Annotated in this window: 18 protein-coding genes and 1 tRNA gene; 8 read left to right on the top strand and 11 right to left on the bottom strand. The window is 63.4% G+C overall.

Annotation, left to right across the window (positions count from 1 at the left end; all coding sequences use genetic code 11):
* Positions 1 to 320: 320 nt before the first annotated feature.
* The 4 genes from JX552_RS07865 to JX552_RS07850 all read left to right on the top strand — a co-directional run bounded on the left by JX552_RS07865 (position 321) and on the right by JX552_RS07850 (position 3257).
* Entirely contained in the window at positions 321 to 566 is a 246-nt protein-coding gene (locus JX552_RS07865) for a hypothetical protein (RefSeq protein WP_205876826.1), read from the top strand.
* A 349-nt stretch (positions 567 to 915) separates the two neighbouring features.
* The gene (locus JX552_RS07860) at positions 916 to 1758 is read left to right on the top strand and encodes a helix-turn-helix domain-containing protein (protein ID WP_205876825.1); all 843 of its coding nucleotides are present in this window, start codon (positions 916 to 918) and stop codon (positions 1756 to 1758) included.
* Positions 1759 to 1776: 18 nt separating this feature from the next.
* Positions 1777 to 1947, top strand: a complete 171-nt coding sequence (locus JX552_RS07855) for a helix-turn-helix domain-containing protein (RefSeq protein WP_241010949.1) — start codon at positions 1777 to 1779, stop codon at positions 1945 to 1947.
* Positions 1944 to 3257: a site-specific integrase gene (locus JX552_RS07850; protein WP_205876823.1), complete on the top strand. Its 1314-nt coding sequence runs from the start codon at positions 1944 to 1946 to the stop codon at positions 3255 to 3257. The genes JX552_RS07855 and JX552_RS07850 overlap by 4 nt, the downstream gene beginning before the upstream one ends.
* Before the next feature lie 186 nt (positions 3258 to 3443).
* Here JX552_RS07850 and JX552_RS07845 read toward each other — a convergent pair whose 3' ends face one another.
* The 4 genes from JX552_RS07845 to JX552_RS07830 all read right to left on the bottom strand — a co-directional run bounded on the left by JX552_RS07845 (position 3444) and on the right by JX552_RS07830 (position 7922).
* Positions 3444 to 4856: a response regulator gene (locus JX552_RS07845; RefSeq protein ID WP_205876822.1), complete on the bottom strand. Its 1413-nt coding sequence runs from the start codon at positions 4854 to 4856 to the stop codon at positions 3444 to 3446.
* Entirely contained in the window at positions 4837 to 5541 is a 705-nt protein-coding gene (locus tag JX552_RS07840) for a sensor histidine kinase (RefSeq protein WP_205876821.1), read from the bottom strand. Before JX552_RS07840 ends, JX552_RS07845 begins: the two co-directional genes overlap by 20 nt.
* A gap of 203 nt (positions 5542 to 5744) precedes the next feature.
* Entirely contained in the window at positions 5745 to 7655 is a 1911-nt protein-coding gene (locus JX552_RS07835) for an AAA family ATPase (protein ID WP_205876820.1), read from the bottom strand.
* Positions 7656 to 7845: 190 nt separating this feature from the next.
* Positions 7846 to 7922, bottom strand: a tRNA-Met gene (locus JX552_RS07830).
* 152 nt (positions 7923 to 8074) lie between these two features.
* On the opposite strand from JX552_RS07830, the gene JX552_RS07825 reads away from it, so the two are divergent.
* A complete protein-coding gene (locus JX552_RS07825) occupies positions 8075 to 9280 on the top strand; it encodes an RtcB family protein (RefSeq protein WP_205876819.1) in 1206 nt (401 codons plus the stop codon).
* A 9-nt stretch (positions 9281 to 9289) separates the two neighbouring features.
* Here the strand turns inward: JX552_RS07825 and JX552_RS07820 are convergent, their stop codons facing one another.
* Genes JX552_RS07820 through JX552_RS07805 form a run of 4 tightly spaced genes read right to left on the bottom strand, consistent with a single transcriptional unit; the run spans position 9290 to position 11081 of the window.
* Positions 9290 to 9601 carry a hypothetical protein gene (locus JX552_RS07820; protein ID WP_205876818.1) on the bottom strand — a complete coding sequence of 104 codons (312 nt, stop codon included), beginning with the start codon at positions 9599 to 9601 and terminating at the stop codon, positions 9290 to 9292.
* 7 nt (positions 9602 to 9608) lie between these two features.
* Complete coding sequence (locus JX552_RS07815; RefSeq protein ID WP_241010948.1) at positions 9609 to 10109, bottom strand: Dps family protein; 501 nt, start codon at positions 10107 to 10109, stop codon at positions 9609 to 9611.
* Positions 10110 to 10125: 16 nt separating this feature from the next.
* Positions 10126 to 10431: a nitroreductase family protein gene (locus JX552_RS07810; protein ID WP_205876817.1), complete on the bottom strand. Its 306-nt coding sequence runs from the start codon at positions 10429 to 10431 to the stop codon at positions 10126 to 10128.
* Complete coding sequence (locus tag JX552_RS07805; protein WP_205876816.1) at positions 10431 to 11081, bottom strand: HD domain-containing protein; 651 nt, start codon at positions 11079 to 11081, stop codon at positions 10431 to 10433. Before JX552_RS07805 ends, JX552_RS07810 begins: the two co-directional genes overlap by 1 nt.
* Positions 11082 to 11182: 101 nt before the next feature.
* Between JX552_RS07805 and JX552_RS07800 the strand changes: the two genes are divergently transcribed.
* On the top strand, positions 11183 to 11974 hold the full coding sequence (locus JX552_RS07800) for a GlxA family transcriptional regulator (RefSeq protein WP_205878305.1): 792 nt from the start codon (positions 11183 to 11185) through the stop codon (positions 11972 to 11974).
* A gap of 84 nt (positions 11975 to 12058) precedes the next feature.
* Here JX552_RS07800 and JX552_RS07795 read toward each other — a convergent pair whose 3' ends face one another.
* Both JX552_RS07795 and JX552_RS07790 read right to left on the bottom strand, forming a co-directional pair.
* Entirely contained in the window at positions 12059 to 15043 is a 2985-nt protein-coding gene (locus tag JX552_RS07795; RefSeq protein ID WP_205876815.1) for a UPF0182 family protein, read from the bottom strand.
* A 56-nt stretch (positions 15044 to 15099) separates the two neighbouring features.
* Positions 15100 to 16122 (bottom strand): YlbL family protein, encoded by a 1023-nt coding sequence (locus tag JX552_RS07790; protein WP_205876814.1) that lies wholly within the window; start codon positions 16120 to 16122, stop codon positions 15100 to 15102.
* An 89-nt stretch (positions 16123 to 16211) separates the two neighbouring features.
* Here JX552_RS07790 and JX552_RS07785 point away from each other — a divergent pair, with 89 nt between their 5' ends.
* Entirely contained in the window at positions 16212 to 17567 is a 1356-nt protein-coding gene (locus JX552_RS07785) for a zinc-dependent metalloprotease (RefSeq protein WP_205876813.1), read from the top strand.
* A gap of 37 nt (positions 17568 to 17604) precedes the next feature.
* Positions 17605 to 18444, top strand: coding sequence for a cyclodehydratase (locus tag JX552_RS07780; protein WP_205876812.1), 840 nt, complete (start codon positions 17605 to 17607; stop codon positions 18442 to 18444).
* Here JX552_RS07780 and JX552_RS07775 read toward each other — a convergent pair.
* Positions 18441 to 18614 carry a hypothetical protein gene (locus JX552_RS07775; RefSeq protein WP_205876811.1) on the bottom strand — a complete coding sequence of 58 codons (174 nt, stop codon included), beginning with the start codon at positions 18612 to 18614 and terminating at the stop codon, positions 18441 to 18443. The two genes, JX552_RS07780 and JX552_RS07775, sit on opposite strands and share 4 nt — an antisense overlap.
* Positions 18615 to 18660 lie beyond the last annotated feature (46 nt).

The raw sequence follows: 18660 nt of genomic DNA, 5'->3' as shown, positions 1-18660 counted from the left end.
GATCTGCCGGTCACAACAACACTTCGCCGCCGCCGGCACTTAGGCGCCCCTAACTTGACCGCCTCTCTACACATCACACCTCTTGCACTCAGGGTCACGAAACGATAACGCAATTTCGTCCGTATCTAACTATGTAGGGTGCACTTACCATTGCTCCCATGCCCGCGAAACGATGCCCGCGATGCGGCGCGGAGATACCGAACAGCACTTGGCCGCCGAAGCCGGGACGTCCCTCCATCTGGTGTTCGCAGCAGTGCCGGCGAGCAGCCTATGAGGAGCGAAGAGCAGCGAAAAGCGGCGCCGTCGCCGTGCGGGTCGAAGTGGTTGAGAAACCCGTCGGGCGGATCGTGGAGCGTGTTCGGGTCGAGACAAAGCAGATTCCGTCCAGCCCCGCCGAGGCCGCCCAGATCGTGCTGAAGTCGCCGCGGGCATGTCGCACTGTTCTGGAGGCGTTGGCCGCTGCAGCGGACTCGGGACAACTGAACGCCGCGGCGCATGCACCGACGCTGCGCGCCGCTCAGCGCTTGCTGACTTCGTTGAGGAAGGCGCGCCTTCTCAATGGCTAGAGCGGGACTCTCCCGAAGCCAACTCAGTGTCCACTAAGGGCCAGGGGCCGCGATCGGCCAATCCCGGCACACCCGACGAGCAGATCCGCCGCCTCGTCCGCGTCAGCACCGCGCCACGCGGAATGCCGTTGCGAAGCGGCACGTTTCGCGATGTTTTGCCCCGTCGCGGGAATTGGCGGTAATTCACCTGTGCCGCAGTAAAACTCGACAGAGAAATATTTGCGCGACCGTCGCGCTAGGCACATGAGCGGACTTACCGTTTAGACATGAGACGACGCGCCATGGATCGCCGCTCGGCGCAGCCCGCCGAAACGGCTGCCGGTGGGCAGCGCCTTTTCGGTGCGTCAACATGAGCTGGGAAGCCCTCGCGTGGGCGAAAGACTCGGACATCGCCCAACCGGTGGCGAAGTTCATCCTCGTCCTGCTCGCAAACAAGGCGGATGAAAACTTCTCCTGCTATCCGTCGATCCGCACGCTGATGGCTGAATCCGGTGCCGGAAGAAGCACGGTCTTGCGCGCGCTGAGCTTTCTAGAGACGCGGGGCTTCATGTCTCGACGCCCGCAATTCCACGATTCCGGTGCCCGCCGCTCCACCCGCTACTACCTGAATCACCCTCGGGCACCACACCTTCCACCCGGTCCCGATCCGGGACCCCCTAGTCCCGATGCGGGACCCCCTGGTCCCGTGTTGACACGGGGGCCGTCCCGCAGTGGGACGGGGGCGGTATCAGAGAGGCACCCTACGGGGGTCCCGAATCGGGACCCCTTGAATCCATCAACCCAATCCCCATCCGAACCGGATGACTCCGCAGCACAAATCTTGCACGCCGTGAGCGATTCGTGGCGGCTGGGTGAGTGCGAGGCGCACACTCTCCTGCCAGCCATCGAGTCCGCCCTGGCACGCGGCTGGCCGGCCGCAGATCTCGCCACCCACCTCATCCGAAACCCGAAAGGGGCACGGGATCCGATCCGCGTGCTAGCCCGGCGTCTCACGCACCCGTGGCAGCCACCAAGCTCGCCCGCGCCAGCAGTGCCTTGGTGCGGTGAATGCGAAGACGCGCATTCTCGCACAATCACCGTCACTGCGGCCGACGGAACGGAAGCTGCGGGCTTTTGTCCACAGTGCAGCCCCCAAGTCCACAGGAACCGTTCATCCGTGCAAAATCCCGACAAGATTGTGGGAAGGTGGTGAAATACCTTGGAAAACAACGTGTTCAATGATCTCCCCCTGCTGCTCGCGGTTCCCCACGCCGCGCAGCTACTGGGAATCAGCCGGGCGGCAGCCTACCGACTGGTGGCCTCCGACGAGCTGCCCGTTCGTCGCCTTGGCGGCCGGATCTACGTGGTAACGGCTGGCTTGCGCGAGCTGGTGGCCTCATGAAAGGCACTGTCCATCAGCGTGGTTCGGCGTGGTACTACAAATTCCGCCTCCCAGAGCGGGACCCCGCGACCGGCCGATATCCCTGGATCACCAAAGGCGGCTTCGAGACCGAGCGCGAGGCCTGGAAAGCCTGCCGGGAAGCCATGCGAGATGCTGACCGCGGCCGGGTCGTCAAGCCTTCGAACCGCACAGTCGCGCAATTCCTCACCGAATGGCTCGCCGCTATCGAACCCGCACTCGACGCCACGACGTGGCGCAGCTGGAGCGATTACGCGCGCACATACGTCATTCCCCATATCGGTGCCGAGCGTCTGCAGCGACTTGACGAGCCTCAACTCTTGAAGCTCTACAACAAGCTGCTGACCGAGGGTCGCGTCAAGCGCGACAACGACACCGTGATGTATGCCTATTGGTCCCAGCGCAGCGCCGCGGGCGCCCCGCCCACACCCCGGCAGCTGTCGGAGGCATGCGACACAACAATCCACGCGGCCCGCACCGCGGTAAGGCGCTATCGGGTAGGCATTGTGCCGAAACCGGTTTCGCCTGGATTAGCACCCAAGACCGTCCGCAATGTCCACGCGTTTCTGCACCGAGCACTCGTCGACGCGGTGGCGTGGAAATACCTCACCGACAACCCGGCGAGCAATGTGAAACCACCGCGTCGTCCGCGCACGCGCCGAACGGTGTGGAGCGCTGACGAAATCCGGACGTTCCTCAAGTCTATCCGCGACGACCGGTTCGCGGCGCTGTTCCTACTCGAACTCACAACCGGCATTCGGCGCGGCCAGGTGTGCGGCCTGAAGTGGTCTGACGTCGACCTGGATACCGGTGTCATCACCGTCCATGACAATCGCGTGGTGGTCGGCGGCCGGGCAGTCGACAAGGCCGGCGGCAAGACCCGCAATGCCGATCAGACCATTTCGATCGACCGTGCCACCGTTGCGGCACTGCGCCGTTGGCGCGAACTCCAAGACCGCGAGCGTCAATTCTTCGGCGACGCATACCATCCCGGCGACTACCTCTTCACCTACCAGGATGGCCGGCCGCCGCATCCCGATACGATCCGTCAACGCTTCGACCGTCTCGCGGCCGCAGCAGGTTTGTCACGCATCACCTTCCACGATCTACGCCACTCCTACGCTACCGGTGCGCTGCGGGCCGGTGTCAGCCCGAAGGTGATCAGCGAACGCATCGGGCACGCCAACGTCGGGTTCTTCCTGGAGACCTACGCCCATGTGCTGGGCAAGGACGATCGCGAGGCAGCGGAACAAGCTGCCGAGTTCTTGCTCGGGGACGCGTGGGACAACTAGGCATAGTGAAGTCCTACATTGCCGCAGTCGGCGGAAGCCTTCAGATCGTCGCTGCTTGATAGAAGCACCGTCGAGCTAGGGGCCTGCCCTCGACCCAATCTCCAACTCCTACAGCTTCACTGATAGCAGCCCATTCTTACACCCGGTTGTCCGTCCCTGCGCCGCACCCCAGCTAGGTTCCGGCCATCAGGCCTCGTTGACGTAGGCGCTCGCCACGCGCTGCAGTGCCAATGCTTTGTCCTTATCCACGTCGTCGTATTGGAGGTTGCGCAGACAGAAAGCGCTAACTGTCGCAAACAGATCTCTTTGACCAACCTTTACGGAGGTAGCCCAGCTGCGGCATGCGCGGACAAATGCTGGATATGGACAGTCCCTCACGTACACATCTACGTCCGCCCAGTTCTGCAAGTCATCGACAGTGGGCCATGGGTCGGCGGCGACGGGTGAATCGGGATGAAAGATCGCTGAGAGCTCTAGTGTCAACGGATCTAACACGCTCGGTGCGTCCCCAGTTCGGCCGTAATCGATCAGGACAGGTCGCGACTTATCGTTGATTAGCACATTAGCGCCATGAAGGTCCCCATGTTGGGAGGTCCACAAGCATTGCACAGCCTTTTCGTCGGCGATCTCTACTATTTCGTAACTCGTGCGCACATCAGTGTACCTCGAGTCAGCGATCAGATTCCGGCGGACATCTGACCATTTCTTTGCCGTATGGGGTACGCCCGTAAGCCAGGGTGCACACATAGCTGCAAGCTCATCAATTACGCCTTCTACGTTTCCCGGGTCGTTGGCTAATACCCAGAAAAGATTGCGATTGAATGTATCAGCTACGCTGTAAAACAGCCCTGCCGATCCACCGCAGCCGGCCATAACCTCGTCGCCTAGATCTGCAAAGGTTGCGGCACCCAGTTTTCCCGATATATGAGAGATGTAGCGGCCTTTTTCTTCTGTTGCCCTGTCGAGCCGGGTTAGTTTGGTAACTACGTGCGCAACCTGGGCGCCCCACGCGTTCTTGACCGTTGCAAGTCCCGTCTGCGCCCCCGAACGGCCCCCAGCCAGCGGCGTGTATTCAACGAATGTGCCGGCCTTTCGGCGCGCGAATACACGCACCGCACGACAGTAAGCGGGAGTCAAGCTCGGGGAGACCAGTTCGATCTGTTCAAGCGCCTCTATTTCTGCATTAACCTCATCTATAGCGGCGACTGCATCAACAAGTCGGGCCTTCTGAACGAAACGTAACATTGGTCGAGGGTCCCTGTCGCCATACAGATCCAATGATCTCGCATCGTAAAGCATTTTAGAGACCACGTCGACAGTACCAAAAGCAGAAAGTACAATCAGGGGCACGCCAGGCCAAACAGACAGCAAATGCCTCAGCACGGCGAGCCCATGTTGTACATCTTCATCAACGACACCCGGTGCCGAGGGAATCTTCAGATCGCATATGCCGAGGTCGAAGTCCTGATTGTCTTGATCAATTATTTGCTTGGCCTCACCAAGGGACGAGGCAATGGTGATATCAACCCCCTGAGCACTGCAATGGTTCGCAAAAAGGGTACGGATCGCCTTTTCGTCCTCAACCAACAGAACTTGCATCTTCGCCTCCCCTATTGAATGGCAAGCTCAATTCAAGGCGCGTGCTCGCTGAATCCGTGATTAATCGCAGATCTCCACCCAGCGCTCGCGCCGCTTCGGAACACAAAGTCAAGCCCATTCCGAGGTGATCCTCTTTGGTGGACGTGCCCATCTCGAATAAATTCTCGGTGCTGCCGGAAGGGAGGCCCACGCCGTTGTCCGCAATGGTGACCCACGCTTCCCGGTCGGTCGCACCATAGATCACGCTGACGGCGGTGGGTCTGTCTCCCACCTGTAAAATAGATTCACACGCATTTCTTACGCCATTACCCACGATGACCCTGACAAGTCCAGCGTCCGTGTTCACACGCAAACCGATCGGCCCTTCAAGGCGGATATCTACATCGAATTTAGTTTGTTCCGCTGCGACGACTTCATTAAGGATAAGCGTGATATCGACTACCTCAACGTGTGGCGTCGCCGAAATTTTTCCGAGTGTTTCGATTGCACGCAGCATCGCAGCAAGCCTCTCCACGTGCGACTTCGTTTGACTTCCCACATAAGAAGGAAATTCGCTCGATGCATAATATTCGATGAGTCCAACTATCGGTTCCAACTCGTGTACGACAGTTCTAGCAATACGCGCCCGAGCCATCGCGGCAAGTTCCTCGCTGGTTTGGGCTTCGTCTTTACGCAGATCGTCCAAGTCTACGGTGACCGAACGCCTGTCGCCCATGCGTTGGAGTGCTGACTCCAGCGCTCGCCGCACCCACCCGACCGGCTCACGAGAAATGGCAGCTCGAAGCGCCGGAACGTCAGACGGTAAAGCCCAGAGCTGCAGGAATCGTGCGGCACTGAGCCGCTCCGCGGGTGTGTCGCTAGCCAGAGCCAATAATGCTTCAGCGCGATTCATGCGCGCGCAACCCAGCTCCGGTAGAAATCTGCTCGACGAGCAAATGCTTCGCGCCCGCCTTCCATGAGATCAGAAATGAGACCGACCGTTGGCTTGTCCGTCAGGGGACCGGCGTGTCGAATGTAACCCCTCCGTCCGTCACTTTCGAGACAAATAACTAGCTCAGCATTCCCCAGGACAGGAATATTGGCATTGTGAGTGGCAATGATCGTCTGTGATTCTGTACTCCTCGCCAACAACGTTTTAATGGTGTTTTCAACCAAATAAGCGTTGTCTAGATGGTCCTCAGGCTGGTCCATAAGTAACACACGGTCTTCGTCGGCAAGCAATAGAGGCAACACGACTGCGCAGCGCTGACCTGTGGACAGTTGCTCGCTGCTCCGATAGTCCCGCCCGACGAGAAGTTCGAAGACTACTAGGTCGTCAACTTGGGATGTAAGGATATCGCCAAGCGCGTCCGATTTCGCGAGGTGATTCACTAACTTCTCGACCCGCGAACTTGTAAGCTCTCCAATCAACGCTAGCTGTGCAGCGTCGCTAGCTTCGACCGCACTCACGAGCTCCTGCGGACTCATACGCTCAGCCAGCCATTCCGCTAGCTGGTTGTGCTGGAGGCCACTGCCACGAAGAGCAACTGCTAAAGCGCCCTCGTAATTGCTGCGGTCGCCGTAGTGCTCCATCCGGATGCGAATTCGTGGTTCAAAACGGAGATTCAATAATTCCGTTGCCCTGGTCCGTTCCGACCAGTTAGATTCTCGAATAGCCTCAATCGCCTTCATTGCGTCACTACGTTCGAGGCTTAGGGCAAGAGTTCGCTTCTCCAAAGCGTTTGAGCGTTCGATGCCTGAGTCGATGCCTGCCAGCTGCTGCTCTAAGCGTGCAGTCGCCTGGGCGGCGGCGGCAGCGCCAACTTCAAACTCTTCAAATTCCCTCCGTAGTGGACGTATCTCATCGTCAATACGTGAGTACTCAGATTGCTGTGAGCCGATGTCAGCGGAGACCCTGTCGGTGAGCTCTTTAACCGCATTCGATACTGACCTTTGAAGTCCAGCAATTCGATCGAGTTCGGCCAGATAACGAGAACTCGCGCTACCGGCGTTTGGCAGGTCTGAACGCGCCTCCGCAATTGATGCGTGAAGAGACTCAGACTCTTCGAACAGCCGGAGGAATGCCTCCTTTATGCTTTCCAAATCAGACAGTTCACGTCCCACCTGTGCTTGCCGGGTGGTTTGCTCGCCCAAACGCTCGCGAAGACGTGCTGCATCGGTTCCAGCTCTGTCCAGCAGCGCTGCTTCAATCGCGCGTGCAGCGTCAAGCTCTTCCTCCACCTTCGGCCGAAGCAGTTCTTGCTGACGAAGTGCCTCGCTTTGGAGGACAAGGTCGCGACGCTGAAGAGTTAGCGACTTAACCGTCGATGTAAGCCGGCCGATGTCTGCTTGGTCTCGCCCCGGGTCCATCGCCGCGTAATTGTCGATTAGTCGAAGACGGCTGCGCTGGTCAAGGCCAATTCCTTCAAGTTCGTTCTGACCCAGGACAACCGGCGCCTGGTCTCGGGGAACGCCTGAAGGTACGTCAACTGGATCGGCGGCTGACCTTGCCACAGTCACACGCGCGCCGGAGTTGTCGACGAAGGTCAGTAGAACTCTGCCGCCACTTAGAATCGCTTCAGCATGCTGTTGAGCACTTGCCGCACGCCTCTGATCGACGTGTTCAAGGCGCAGTGCGTACCGAATCATCTCCAGGATGCTGGTCTTGCCGACCCCTCGAGCTCCGATGATGACATTCAGTCCCGGCGCCAAGTCGAGGCGGAGTCCGTCAAGAAAACCTTCTTCAACTTGGAGTCGCTCGATCCTCATACCAACATCATGGCCGAGGCGGGTCGATTGCACGGCCGCAGCGACACCCAACCGACGAGCGTGTTGCGGCTTGCGTCAGTTCCGACCGCCTCGTCCTGAGCGGGTTCTGGCTCCCCCTGTTTCAGCGATAGGTGGACGGCCGGCTGCGTAACGACATGATTAGCTTTGCGAATGTTCCCAAAAGTGTTCCCAACCGGCATGAAAATGGCCCCCAGGCTGCTGCCTGAAGGGCCATTTCCGCTGGTAGCGGGGACAGGATTCGAACCTGCGACCTCTGGGTTATGAGCCCAGCGAGCTACCGAGCTGCTCCACCCCGCGTCGGTAAACGCAAGGTTACCCAACCCGGGGGGACCTCTCCAAATCGCGCCCTGACCAGCGCCGATGCCGGGCGCTGGCCGAAAATCCGTTGCACCCGCCGCCGCCGAGGGAATACCGTCCACACATCCAGCCCAACGTCTCAGGAGTCCGTCATGCCCGAACAGCTCGGGCCCAAGCTGCTCAACTTCGCCACCGACATCGCCGGCAACACCGTCGAGCAGGCGAAGGTCACCGCGTCGATGCCGTTCGTGCACCCGCACGTTTCGCTGATGCCCGACGCCCACCTGGGCAAGGGCTCGGCTGTCGGCACAGTCATCCCCACCCGGGGCGCGGTAATCCCGGCGGCGGTCGGTGTAGACATCGGCTGCGGCATGGTCGCGGCCAAGACCCGGTTCACCGAGCGGGATCTGTCGGCCAAGTTCGGCGGTGACTACCGACCCGAGCTGCCGGCACTGAGGCAACTGGTCGAAGACGCGATCCCGCTGTCCCCCGGCAACTACAACAAGAGCCTGCAGCGGTTTTCGTTCACGGCCCGCAAGCACGACGAGTTGCTGACACTGCAGCAGCGCCTCGGCGTCGACCTGTCGCACAGCCCGAAGTGGATGCAGCAGTTGGGTTCGTTGGGCGGTGGCAACCACTTCATCGAACTGTGCCTGGACACCGACGACAACGTCTGGCTGTTCCTGCACAGCGGTTCTCGGGGCGTCGGCAACAAGATCGCGCAGCGGCACATCAAGGTCGCACTCGACCACTGCGCCGCTGACCCGTCGATCAAGCTGCCGAACCGCGATCTGGCATACCTTCAGGAAGGCACACGCGAATTCGACCGCTACATCAAGGATTTGCAGTGGGCGCAGCGCTTTGCCTACCTGAACCGCGCCGAGATGATGGACCGGTTCATCCATGTGTTCGCGTCGTGGATGGGTGCGCAGGCTCAGCGGGTGGCGATCGAAACGATCAACACTCACCACAACTACACGGTCCCGACGACGATCGCCGGGGAAATCGTCTGGCTAACCCGCAAGGGCGCGATCGATGCCACCGAAGGCAAGCTGGGCATCATTCCCGGTTCGATGGGCACTCGCTCATACATTGTGCGGGGCAAGGGAAACGCTGACGGCCTGTGGTCGGCGCCGCACGGGGCCGGCCGCCGGTTCAGCAGGACCAAGGCCAAGGAGCTGTTCACCGAACAGGATCTGGCCGACGCGATGCTGGGTATCGAATACCGCCACGGCAAGGAGTGGATCGACGAGATCCCGCAGGCCTACAAGGACATTGACCAGGTCATGCTCGACGCGCAACCGCTCGTCGAAGTGGTGACGGCACTGCGGCAGATCATGAATGTCAAGGGGCAGTGAGGTAGGCGCCTACACATCCGGTAGGCGCCTGCCCAGCTGCTGCCTCGTCAACAGTTCCCGCCGTTGATCATCTAGCTCGTGCATGCCGATCGCGTATTCGTCCCATCGGGCAGTCACGGTCGACTCCGGCTCCGACTCAATTGTGTTGATCGGCGGGTAGTGCCGCCCACCCCACTCCGGCCTCGGCTCGAATTCCCAACTGCGGGTGGCGTCGATCAGCATCCGGGTCGTCGCGGTGGGTGATCCTGGTGACCCGCAGGACTGGTTGCGGCGCGGGCGCCTGCGGCCCAGCACGGCACCCATCATTTCCCACTCGCACACCTGTCGGTTATGCCGTCTCGGTCTCGGCCCTGAGTAACCATGCTTGCTTCTCCAAGTCATCGATGATGGCGTGCAGCAGATCCGCGGTCGTAGGGTCCACGTCATCGACGTCGTCGTGCACCGCACGCAAGGTGCCGACGACGGCGTAGATCCCGGTGGTGATGACGTCGACCATGTCGCTGACGCTGAGCAGGCCCGGCGGTGCCGCGGGCACCGTGGTGCGGGCGACCACCGTGTCGGAGCGCCCGTCGGGGACCGCGTTCAGGGCGCGCATCCGTTCGGCGATGGTGTCGCTGGCCTCCCGTGCCACGTCGACCAGGCTGTCGAGTTGCAGATGCAGATCCCGGAAGTTCGTTCCCACGACGTTCCAATGCGCCTGCTTGCCCTGCAAGTGCAGCTCGATCAGATCGACGAGCACCTGCTGCAGGTTGTCAAACAGAGCGGCCGGAGCTTGAAATACATTGACTTCGTTCGCATTACGACGGTGGGAGGATGCTGATGCTGTCACGGTTGTCCCCTCTCTGTCACGCCGCAGGCCAGAGCGGCTGCGGAATTTCGATACCGAATGGCGCATCCCAGTCATGCCGAGATGAGACCTCATGCGCCGGATGGCGATTGGCCGCGACGCCGCGCCGTCGCGCGTTCCCCCGGTCCGGGACGCGGCGCAGTGCCATCGTCACGACGCCGCCGAAGTGACACTGCTCGGTGTTGCCCCCGGGCGGGGCGCGGACGCCCGCATTGAGGATGCGGGCCTGCGTGTCGAGTCGAAGGGGATCCGGCCGCAACCGCCGCATCATCGTGGTGGAGCGGAGCGCTTCGCAGACGTCCATTACTCGGCCCACCCGTTGCCCAGAATGACCTCGACGAAGTTCTGCCGCTGGAACGAGGGGTCGAAATGCGCCAGCACATCGTCGTTCATGGTGCCGAAGGTGCTCTCCGGCCGGTGCTTCATGCCGTCGTTGAACGCGGCGATGATCCGGTTCTTGAAATCCGGGCGCGGGTGTGCGGCCACGACGGCGTCCAATGCTGGGGGTGTCAGCTCCTTGCGGCCCATACCCAGCACGTCGGTCTCGACACCGGCTGTGACCAAAGCGATTTCGGGGTCCAGGAACTCCGGCACTCCCGGAGTGGTGTGTAAGGCGATACCCAGCCACACTTTCTGGGCGTCGGCAGGGTCGCAGCCGCGCTCCAGCAGGAAGGCGCGTGCCGCGTTGGCGCCGTCGACTTCGAAGCGCAGCATCGACGTCCGGTAACGCTCGGTCAGGCCGATGTCGCGGAACATCGCTCCCACGTACAGCAACTCAAGGTCGGGTTGCAGGCCCAGCCGGCGTCCGTGCAGGGCTCCGAAGAGAAACACCCGCCGGGAGTGGTCGAAGAGCAGATCGTCTTCGGCGGCGCGGATGTAGTCAGTGACCTCACGAACCAAGGACGTGTCCGGGATGACGACGCCGGCGATGGTTTCCATCGATTGAATGTTCATGCCGTCAGTGTGCGAACAGAATTACGCGACCGGTCAGCCCCGTTTGTGCCGTCTTTCCCTCAGAAAGCGACAGGGCACACAATGGACGGGTGGGGGCTCGTGTGATCGTGATCGTCGTCTTCGACGACGTGACGCTGCTGGACGTTGCCGGGGCCGGCGAAGTGTTCGCCGAAGCCAACCGCGCCGGCGCCGAATATCAGCTCAAGATCGCGTCGGTGGACGGCCAGGACGTCACCACCTCGATCGGGACCCGATTGGGCGTCACCGACGTCATCGCGTCCATCGAATCCGCGGACACCGTGCTGGTCGCCGGCAGCGACGACCTGCCGCGACGGCCGGTGGACCCCGCGCTGGTCAAGGCGATCAGATCGATTGCCGGCCGGACCCGGCGGCTGGCCTCCATCTGCACGGGGTCGTTCATCTTGGCACAGGCCGGGCTGCTGCAAGGCCGCCGCGCCACCACCCACTGGCACGAGGTCCGGTTGTTCGCCCGCGCGTTCCCCGACGTCGCCGTCGAGCCGGACGCCATCTTCGTCCAAGACGGCGAGGTTTTCACCTCCGCTGGGGTGTCGTCAGGCAAGGTCACTGCCGCGATCTCGGCTAATCCGGCGGACAACCACAGCGTCCACACCCTGGCCGCGCGGGCATCGGTGAGCACGCGGCAACTGACCCGGTTGTTTCAGGCCGAACTCGGGACAACGCCGGCCCGCTATGTGGAAATGGTGCGCATCGACGCGGCCCGTGCGGCGCTCGATGCCGGGCGCACGGTGGCCGAGACCGCACGGCTGGCGGGATTCGGCAGCCCCGAGAGCCTGCGACGGGTATTCGTCGAACACCTCGGCGTCTCACCGAATGCCTACCGGGAAAGGTTCCGCACCGCGGCAAGGGGCTGATCAGCGCGGCGAGGGCGCCCAAAATGCCGCTGATCGCGGCGTGTCGATGGACAAACGCGCGCCCCCTGAAGCCGGCCGCGAATCCTACTTGGTGTTGTTGAACTTCGTGATCGCGTCGTCCACCCGCTGCAACGCAGCACCGAAAGCGGCGAAGTCACCCTTCTTCTGCGCATCTCTGGCCGCACCGATTGCCGCTTGAATCTCTTGCATCACAGCGGCTTTGGCTGGCGAGAGGGTGGTCGCTGAAGCATCGGGCGGCACCGGTATCGCGGCGGTCGGTGGCGGCGTGCCCGGTCCGTTGGCCGGGGGCGGCAGATTGGCCGGGGGTGCGGCCGGCGCCCCGCCGTCGGTGGGTTGAATGCCCGTCGCAGCGGCTCCCGCGCCCGGGCCGAACAGCGTCGTCAGCGCATCGCCCACGGTGGGCCCGTAGCCGACCTTGTCGTTGTACATCATCGCCACGCGGATCAACCGCGGATACGACGACGCCGCGTCACTGGCCCCCGGCGAGGCGTAGACCGGCTCGACATAGAGCAGCCCACCCTGACCCACCGGCAGCGTGAGCAGATTGCCCCAGCGGATGCGGTTCTGGTTGTCCCGACCGATCACGCCCAGATCCTGGGAAACCGCCGGATCGGTGGTGATCGCATTGTTGGCCAGCTTCGGCCCGTTGACCTGACCCGGGATGGTCAGCACCGTGATCTTGCCGTACGTCGCGGGATCCGAACTCGCGCTGATATAGGCCGCCAGGTAGTCGCGCTTGAACCTGTTCATCGCGCTGGTCAGCTGATAGGACGCCGAATTATCGTTCTTCGCAATGTTTTTCGCGACGATGTAGTACGGCGGCTGGTAGCTGCTGGCCGTCGGGTTCGGGTCCAGCGGGACATCCCAGAAGTCCGAGGTGGAGAAGAACGTCACCGGGTCGTTGACGTGGTATTTCGCCAGCAGCATGCGCTGCACCTTGAACAGATCTTCGGGATACCGCAGGTGCTCGGCGAGCTCGGGGGTGATATCGCTCTTGGGCTTCACCGTGCCGGGGAACACCTGCATCCAGGCCTTGAGCACCGGATCGTTCTCGTCCTGCTGATACAGCGTGACGGTGCCGTCGTAGGCGTCCACGGTGGCCTTCACCGAGTTGCGGATATAGGAGACCCGCTTGTCGGGAGCCAGCCGGTTGAACGCCACCTCGGTGGAGTCCGCGGTCGCCGAGGACAGCGACGTGAGCTCGGAGTAGGGATAGTTGTCCAGCGTGGTGTAGCCGTCGATGATCCACACCATCCGCTTGTTCACGATCGCCGGGTACACCGCGCTGTCGGTGGTCAGCCACGGCGCCACCGCTTCCACCCGCTGCGCCGGGTCGCGATTGAACAGGATCCTGCTGTTCGAGCCGATCACGTTGGAGAACAGAAAGTTTCGCTCGGCGAACTTCGCGGCGAACACGCTGCGGGAGATCCAGCTGCCGATCGGCACGCCGCCGGCACCGGTATAGGTGTAGTTCTTGGTTTCGGTGCTGGTCTCGTAGTCGTATTCACGGTCGGCCCCGGTCTTTCCGACGATCGCATAGTCGGCGGCCGCGCCGGCGATAACCGGTCCGAAGTAGACGCGCGGCTGGTCCAGCGGCGCCGGACCGTCGGACACGATGCTGCCGTTGGCTCCGACGACGTTCGCCAGGAACTGTGGGTATCCGCCGTTCTGATTCGGATCGTTGGCGATGCCACGCACGGTGTTGGCCGGCGACGCGATGAAGCCGTTGCCGTGGGTGTAGACGGTGTGCCGGTTGATCCAGTCCCGCTGGTTGTCGATCAGCCGGTCCGGGTTGAGCTCGCGGGCGGCTACCACATAGTCGCGCAGATTGCCGCCGCGGTCCTGGTAGCGGTCGATGGACAACTGGTCGGGGAAGTAGTAGAAGTTCTTGCCCTGCTGGAACTGGGTGAACGCCGGGCTGACGATGGTGGGGTCCAGTAGCCGGATATTCGCAGTGGTCGCGCGGTCGGCGGCCACCTGCTGCGCGGTCGCCTGTCCATCGCCGGTGTAGTTGCGGTAGGTCACCACGTCCGGCGTCAATCCGTAGGCCTGGCGGGTGGCGGCGATACTTCGGCTGATGTATTCGCTTTCTTTCTGCGCCGCATTGGGTTTGACGCTGATCTGCTCGACGATCAAGGGCCAGCCCGCACCCACGATCAGCGACGACAACAGCAACAGCACCAGGCCGATCGCCGGAATCCGCAAGTCGCGCAGCGTGATCGCGGAGAACACCGCCGCCGCGCAGATCAACGCGATCGCCATCAGGATCAGTTTCGCCGGCAGCACCGCGTTGATGTCGGTGTATCCCGCTCCCGTGAACGGCTTGCCCCCGCGGGTGTGCGACAGCAACTCGTAGCGATCCAGCCAGTACGCAACGGCCTTGAGCACCACCAGAACACCGACCAGGCTGATCAGCTGGATACGCGCCGACCGGCTCAACGCCCCCGCCCGTCCCGACAGCCTGATCCCGCCGAACAGGTAGTGCGATACCACATTCGCCACCAGGGCGAGGAACACCGCGACGAACAGGTAGCTGAGCACCAGCCGGTAGAACGGCAACTCGAACGCGTAGAAACCGAGGTCCTTGCCGAACTGCGGATCGGCGATACCGAAGTCACCGCCGTGCAGGAACAGCTGGATGCGCACCCAGTAACTCTGCGCCACCATGCCGGCCAGCACACCGATCGCCGTCGGGATCCCGATGCCCACCAGACGCAGCCGGCTCATGACCACCGCGCGATAGCGCGCCACCGGGTCGTTGTCGTTGCTCGGCACGAACACCGGGCGGGTGCGGTAGGCCAGCGCGAGCCCGCCGAACACGATGCCGCCGACCAGCAGGCCGGCCACCAGAAACACCACGATGCGGGTGACCAACACGGTGGTGAACACCGAGCGGTAGCCGAGCTCACCGAACCACAGCCAGTCGACGTACGCGTCGATCAGCCGAGGACCGGCCAGCAACAGCACGATCACACCCAGTGCGACGAGGATCAGAATCCGGCTACGCCGAGTCAGCTTCGGCATCCTTGCGGCGGGCCGCATTCCCACTAGCTACGCTCCCTGCATTGTTTTCCGATGGTCACAACTGTACGCAAACTGCCGGGCTAACAGCTCGGAGTTGCCGCCCCCGACGTCATCGCATGCAAGGCGTCCACCGCGGAACTGAGAGTTTCCACCTTCACCAGCTTCAGACCCGATGGAATGTCGGACATCGCCTCATAGCAGTTCTTGGCCGGCACCAGGAACACCGAGGCGCCGGCCGCACGGGCCGCGGCCATCTTGTGGGTGATGCCCCCGATGGGCCCTACCTTGCCGTCGACCGTGATCGTTCCGGTGCCGGCGACGAACGTCGAACCGGCCAGGTCACCGGTGGTGAGTTTGTCCACGACGGCGAGACTGAACATGAGCCCGGCCGACGGGCCGCCGATGTTGGCCAGGTTGAAGTCGACGGTGAAGGGCGCCCACGGCGCGTCCAGCACCGCGACGCCCATGAATCCGTAGTCGCGGTCCTTATTGGTGCCCAGGGTGATCTCGGCGATTCCCGCCGGTTCGTTCTTGCGGCGGTAGTCGATGGTGACGACCTGCCCAGGCTTGGTGTTCTTCAGCAGCGAGGTGAACTGCTCGACGTTGGCCACCGGGGTGCGGTCGACCGCGTCGATGGCGTCGCCGGCCTTCAGCTTGCCGGCCGACGGACCGGGATCGGTGACCGAGGCGACGGTGACGGCTTCCGGGTACTTCAGATAACCGAGGGCGGCGTACTGAGCGCTGTCCTCGGAGGTCTTGAAATCGGCGTTGTTGGCCTGGTCGACCTCGTCGCGTGATTTGCCCGGCGGATAGATCAGGTCGCGCGGCACCAGCTGCTCCTGGCCGGAGATCCACAGGCTCAGCGCTTCGCCCAGGGTGAGGTCGTCACGCTGGGAGACCGTCGTCATGTTGAGGTGACCCGTCGTCGGGTGGGTCTGGGTGCCCTCGATCTGCACGACCTGCTTGCCGTCGACCTCCCCGAGCGTGTCGAACGTCGGGCCCGGGCCCAACGACACGAACGGCACCGTGACCACCGCAAGCAGCACCCCGAAGACCACGATCGGCACGAGCGCGACCATCAAGGTCAGAATCCGCCTGTTCACGCCGCTTACCCTAACCGGCCCCAGCCGGCCAGGCCGTGGAGCCGTTCAGCTGAGAGCGTGACCGGTGCCTCGCGCTTTCCGTCGGTGCGGTGAGTACGGTTGACCTCATGGCTGACCTGCCTTTCGGCTTCTCCGGTGGAGATGACCCCGAGCGTGAGAAGCGCGAGAAGAACGACCCCAACTCCGGCGCCAACCCGTTCGGGTTCGGAGGTGACTTCGATATGGCCAACCTCGGCCAGTTGTTCACCCGCCTCGGTGAGATGTTCGGCGGCGTCGGCAGCGCGATGAGTTCGGGTAAGGATGCCGGACCGGTCAACTACGACCTGGCCCGGCAGGTCGCAACGAGTTCGATCGGGTTCATCGCTCCGATCCCCGCCACCACCAACTCCGCGATCGCCGACGCCGTGCACCTAGCCGAGACGTGGCTCAACGGCGCGACGGCACTGCCCGAGGGCACCACCAGGGCGGTCGGCTGGAGCCCGTCGGACTGGGTCGAGAACACGCTGGGCACGTGGAAGCGGCTGTGCGATCCGATGGCCGGGCAGATCTCGTCGGTGTGGGCGCAATCGCTGCCGGAAGAGGCCAAGAGCATGGCCGGCCCGCTGCTGCAGATGATGTCGCAGATGGGTGGTATCGCGTTCGGCTCGCAGCTCGGCCAGGCGCTGGCCCGGCTGTCCAAAGAAGTGCTGACGTCCACCGACATCGGCTTGCCGCTCGGCCCGAAGGGGGTGGCCGCGATCCTGCCGGACGCGGTGGAATCCTTCGCCGAAGGCCTCGAGCAGCCGCGCAGCGAGATTATGACGTTCCTGGCCGCCCGGGAGGCCGCGCACCACCGCCTGTTCAGCCACGTGCCCTGGCTGTCCAGCCAATTGTTGGGGGCCGTCGAGGCCTACGCCGCGGGCATGCAGATCGACATGACCGGAATCGAGGAACTGGCCCGGGATTTCAATCCGGCATCGCTGGCCGACCCGGGCGCCATGGAGCAACTGCTGAGCCAGGGCGTGTTCGAACCGAAGGCGACGCCTGCGCAGACCCAGGCCCTCGAACGGCTCGAGACGCTGCTGGCCCTCATCGAGGGCTGGGTGCAGACGGTGGTGACCGCCGCATTGGGTGAGCGGCTGCCCGGCGAGGCGGCGCTCAGCGAGACGCTGCGCCGGCGCCGGGCCAGCGGTGGCCCCGCCGAGCAGACTTTCGCGACCCTGGTCGGGCTGGAGCTTCGACCGCGCAAGCTGCGCGAGGCCGGCGCGCTGTGGCAGCGGCTGACGGAGGCCGCCGGGATGGACGCCCGTGACGCCGTCTGGCAGCACCCCGACCTGCTGCCCGGCTCCGACGACCTCGACGACCCCGCGGCATTCATCGACCGGATCATCGGTGGCGACACCAGCGGGATCGACGAAGCGATCGCCGAGCTCGACCGCGACGATCCCGGTCCTGTGGATAACTGACCGCAGCTGCACGCCCGGCCTGGCAGCGTGACATGCCATGGCCCAGGCCGCGGCGAATTTGTACACGCTGGATCCGGCGATGCCGGTACTGCTCCGGCCCGACGGCGTCGTCCAGGTGGGCTGGGATCCCCGCCGCGCGGTGCTCGTCCGTCCTCCCGGTGAGCTGACCGCACCGGGTCTGGCTGCGCTGTTGCGGTCCATGCGATCGCCGGTGTCGCTCACCGAGCTGCAGCGCCAGGTCGGCGAATTGACCGGTGACGACCTGGCACATCTGATCACCCAGCTGGTCGAGGCGGGCGTGGCCACCAGCGGGGACGGCAACTCGTCCGGGCGGACCGCATCGATCCGGGTGCACGGCCGGGGTCCCCTCTCCGATCTGCTGGTCCCGGCATTGCGCTCCTCGGGCGTCCGGACTGGGCACACCAGCCGGCCACACGCCTTGGTCACGACCGCCACCGCCGATCTGGTGGTGTTGACGGATTTCCTGGTGGCCGATCCGCGCGTCGTCCGGGACCTGCACAGCGCAGGAGTCCCGCACCTGCCGGTTCGGGTCCGCGACGGCACCGGCCTGGTGGGCCCGCTGGTGCTGCCCGGCATCACCAGCTGCCTGGGCTGCGCCGATCTGCACCGACGCGACCGCGACGCGGCATGGCCGGCCATCGCTGCTCAGCTGCGCGACACCATCGGGGTCGCCGATCGCGCCACCATGCTGGCGACCGCGGCGCTGGCGCTCAGTCAGGTCAATCAGGTCGTCGCCGCGGTGCGCGGACAGCGGCCCGATCCCCCGGCGGCGCTCAACGCCACGTTGGAGTTCGACCTGCGCGCGAGCACGATCGTGGCCCGGCCGTGGGCCCGGCACCCGTTGTGTTCGTGTTAGCCGAGGCGCCCCTGCTCAGGGACACACGAGGAGATCGACGCATATGCCCGGCCGAGGGTGTCCAGCACGTCCTCGGTCAGGGTGCGCTCATTGCGGTGCTTGTCCAACGTCTCGATGATCGCTCGGAACAAAGCGTCGGCTGCGTCGTGCTGAGCTTGTTTGGCTGCCATGGCTGTTGCGGTCCACCCTCCGGACGTGGGGATCGATGTGTCACAC

It is taken from the genome of Mycobacterium gordonae (assembly GCF_017086405.1).
Taxonomy (GTDB): domain Bacteria; phylum Actinomycetota; class Actinomycetes; order Mycobacteriales; family Mycobacteriaceae; genus Mycobacterium; species Mycobacterium gordonae_D.
Note: the sequence above shows the minus strand (reverse complement) of the source record. Positions and strands in the feature narration are given on the sequence as shown.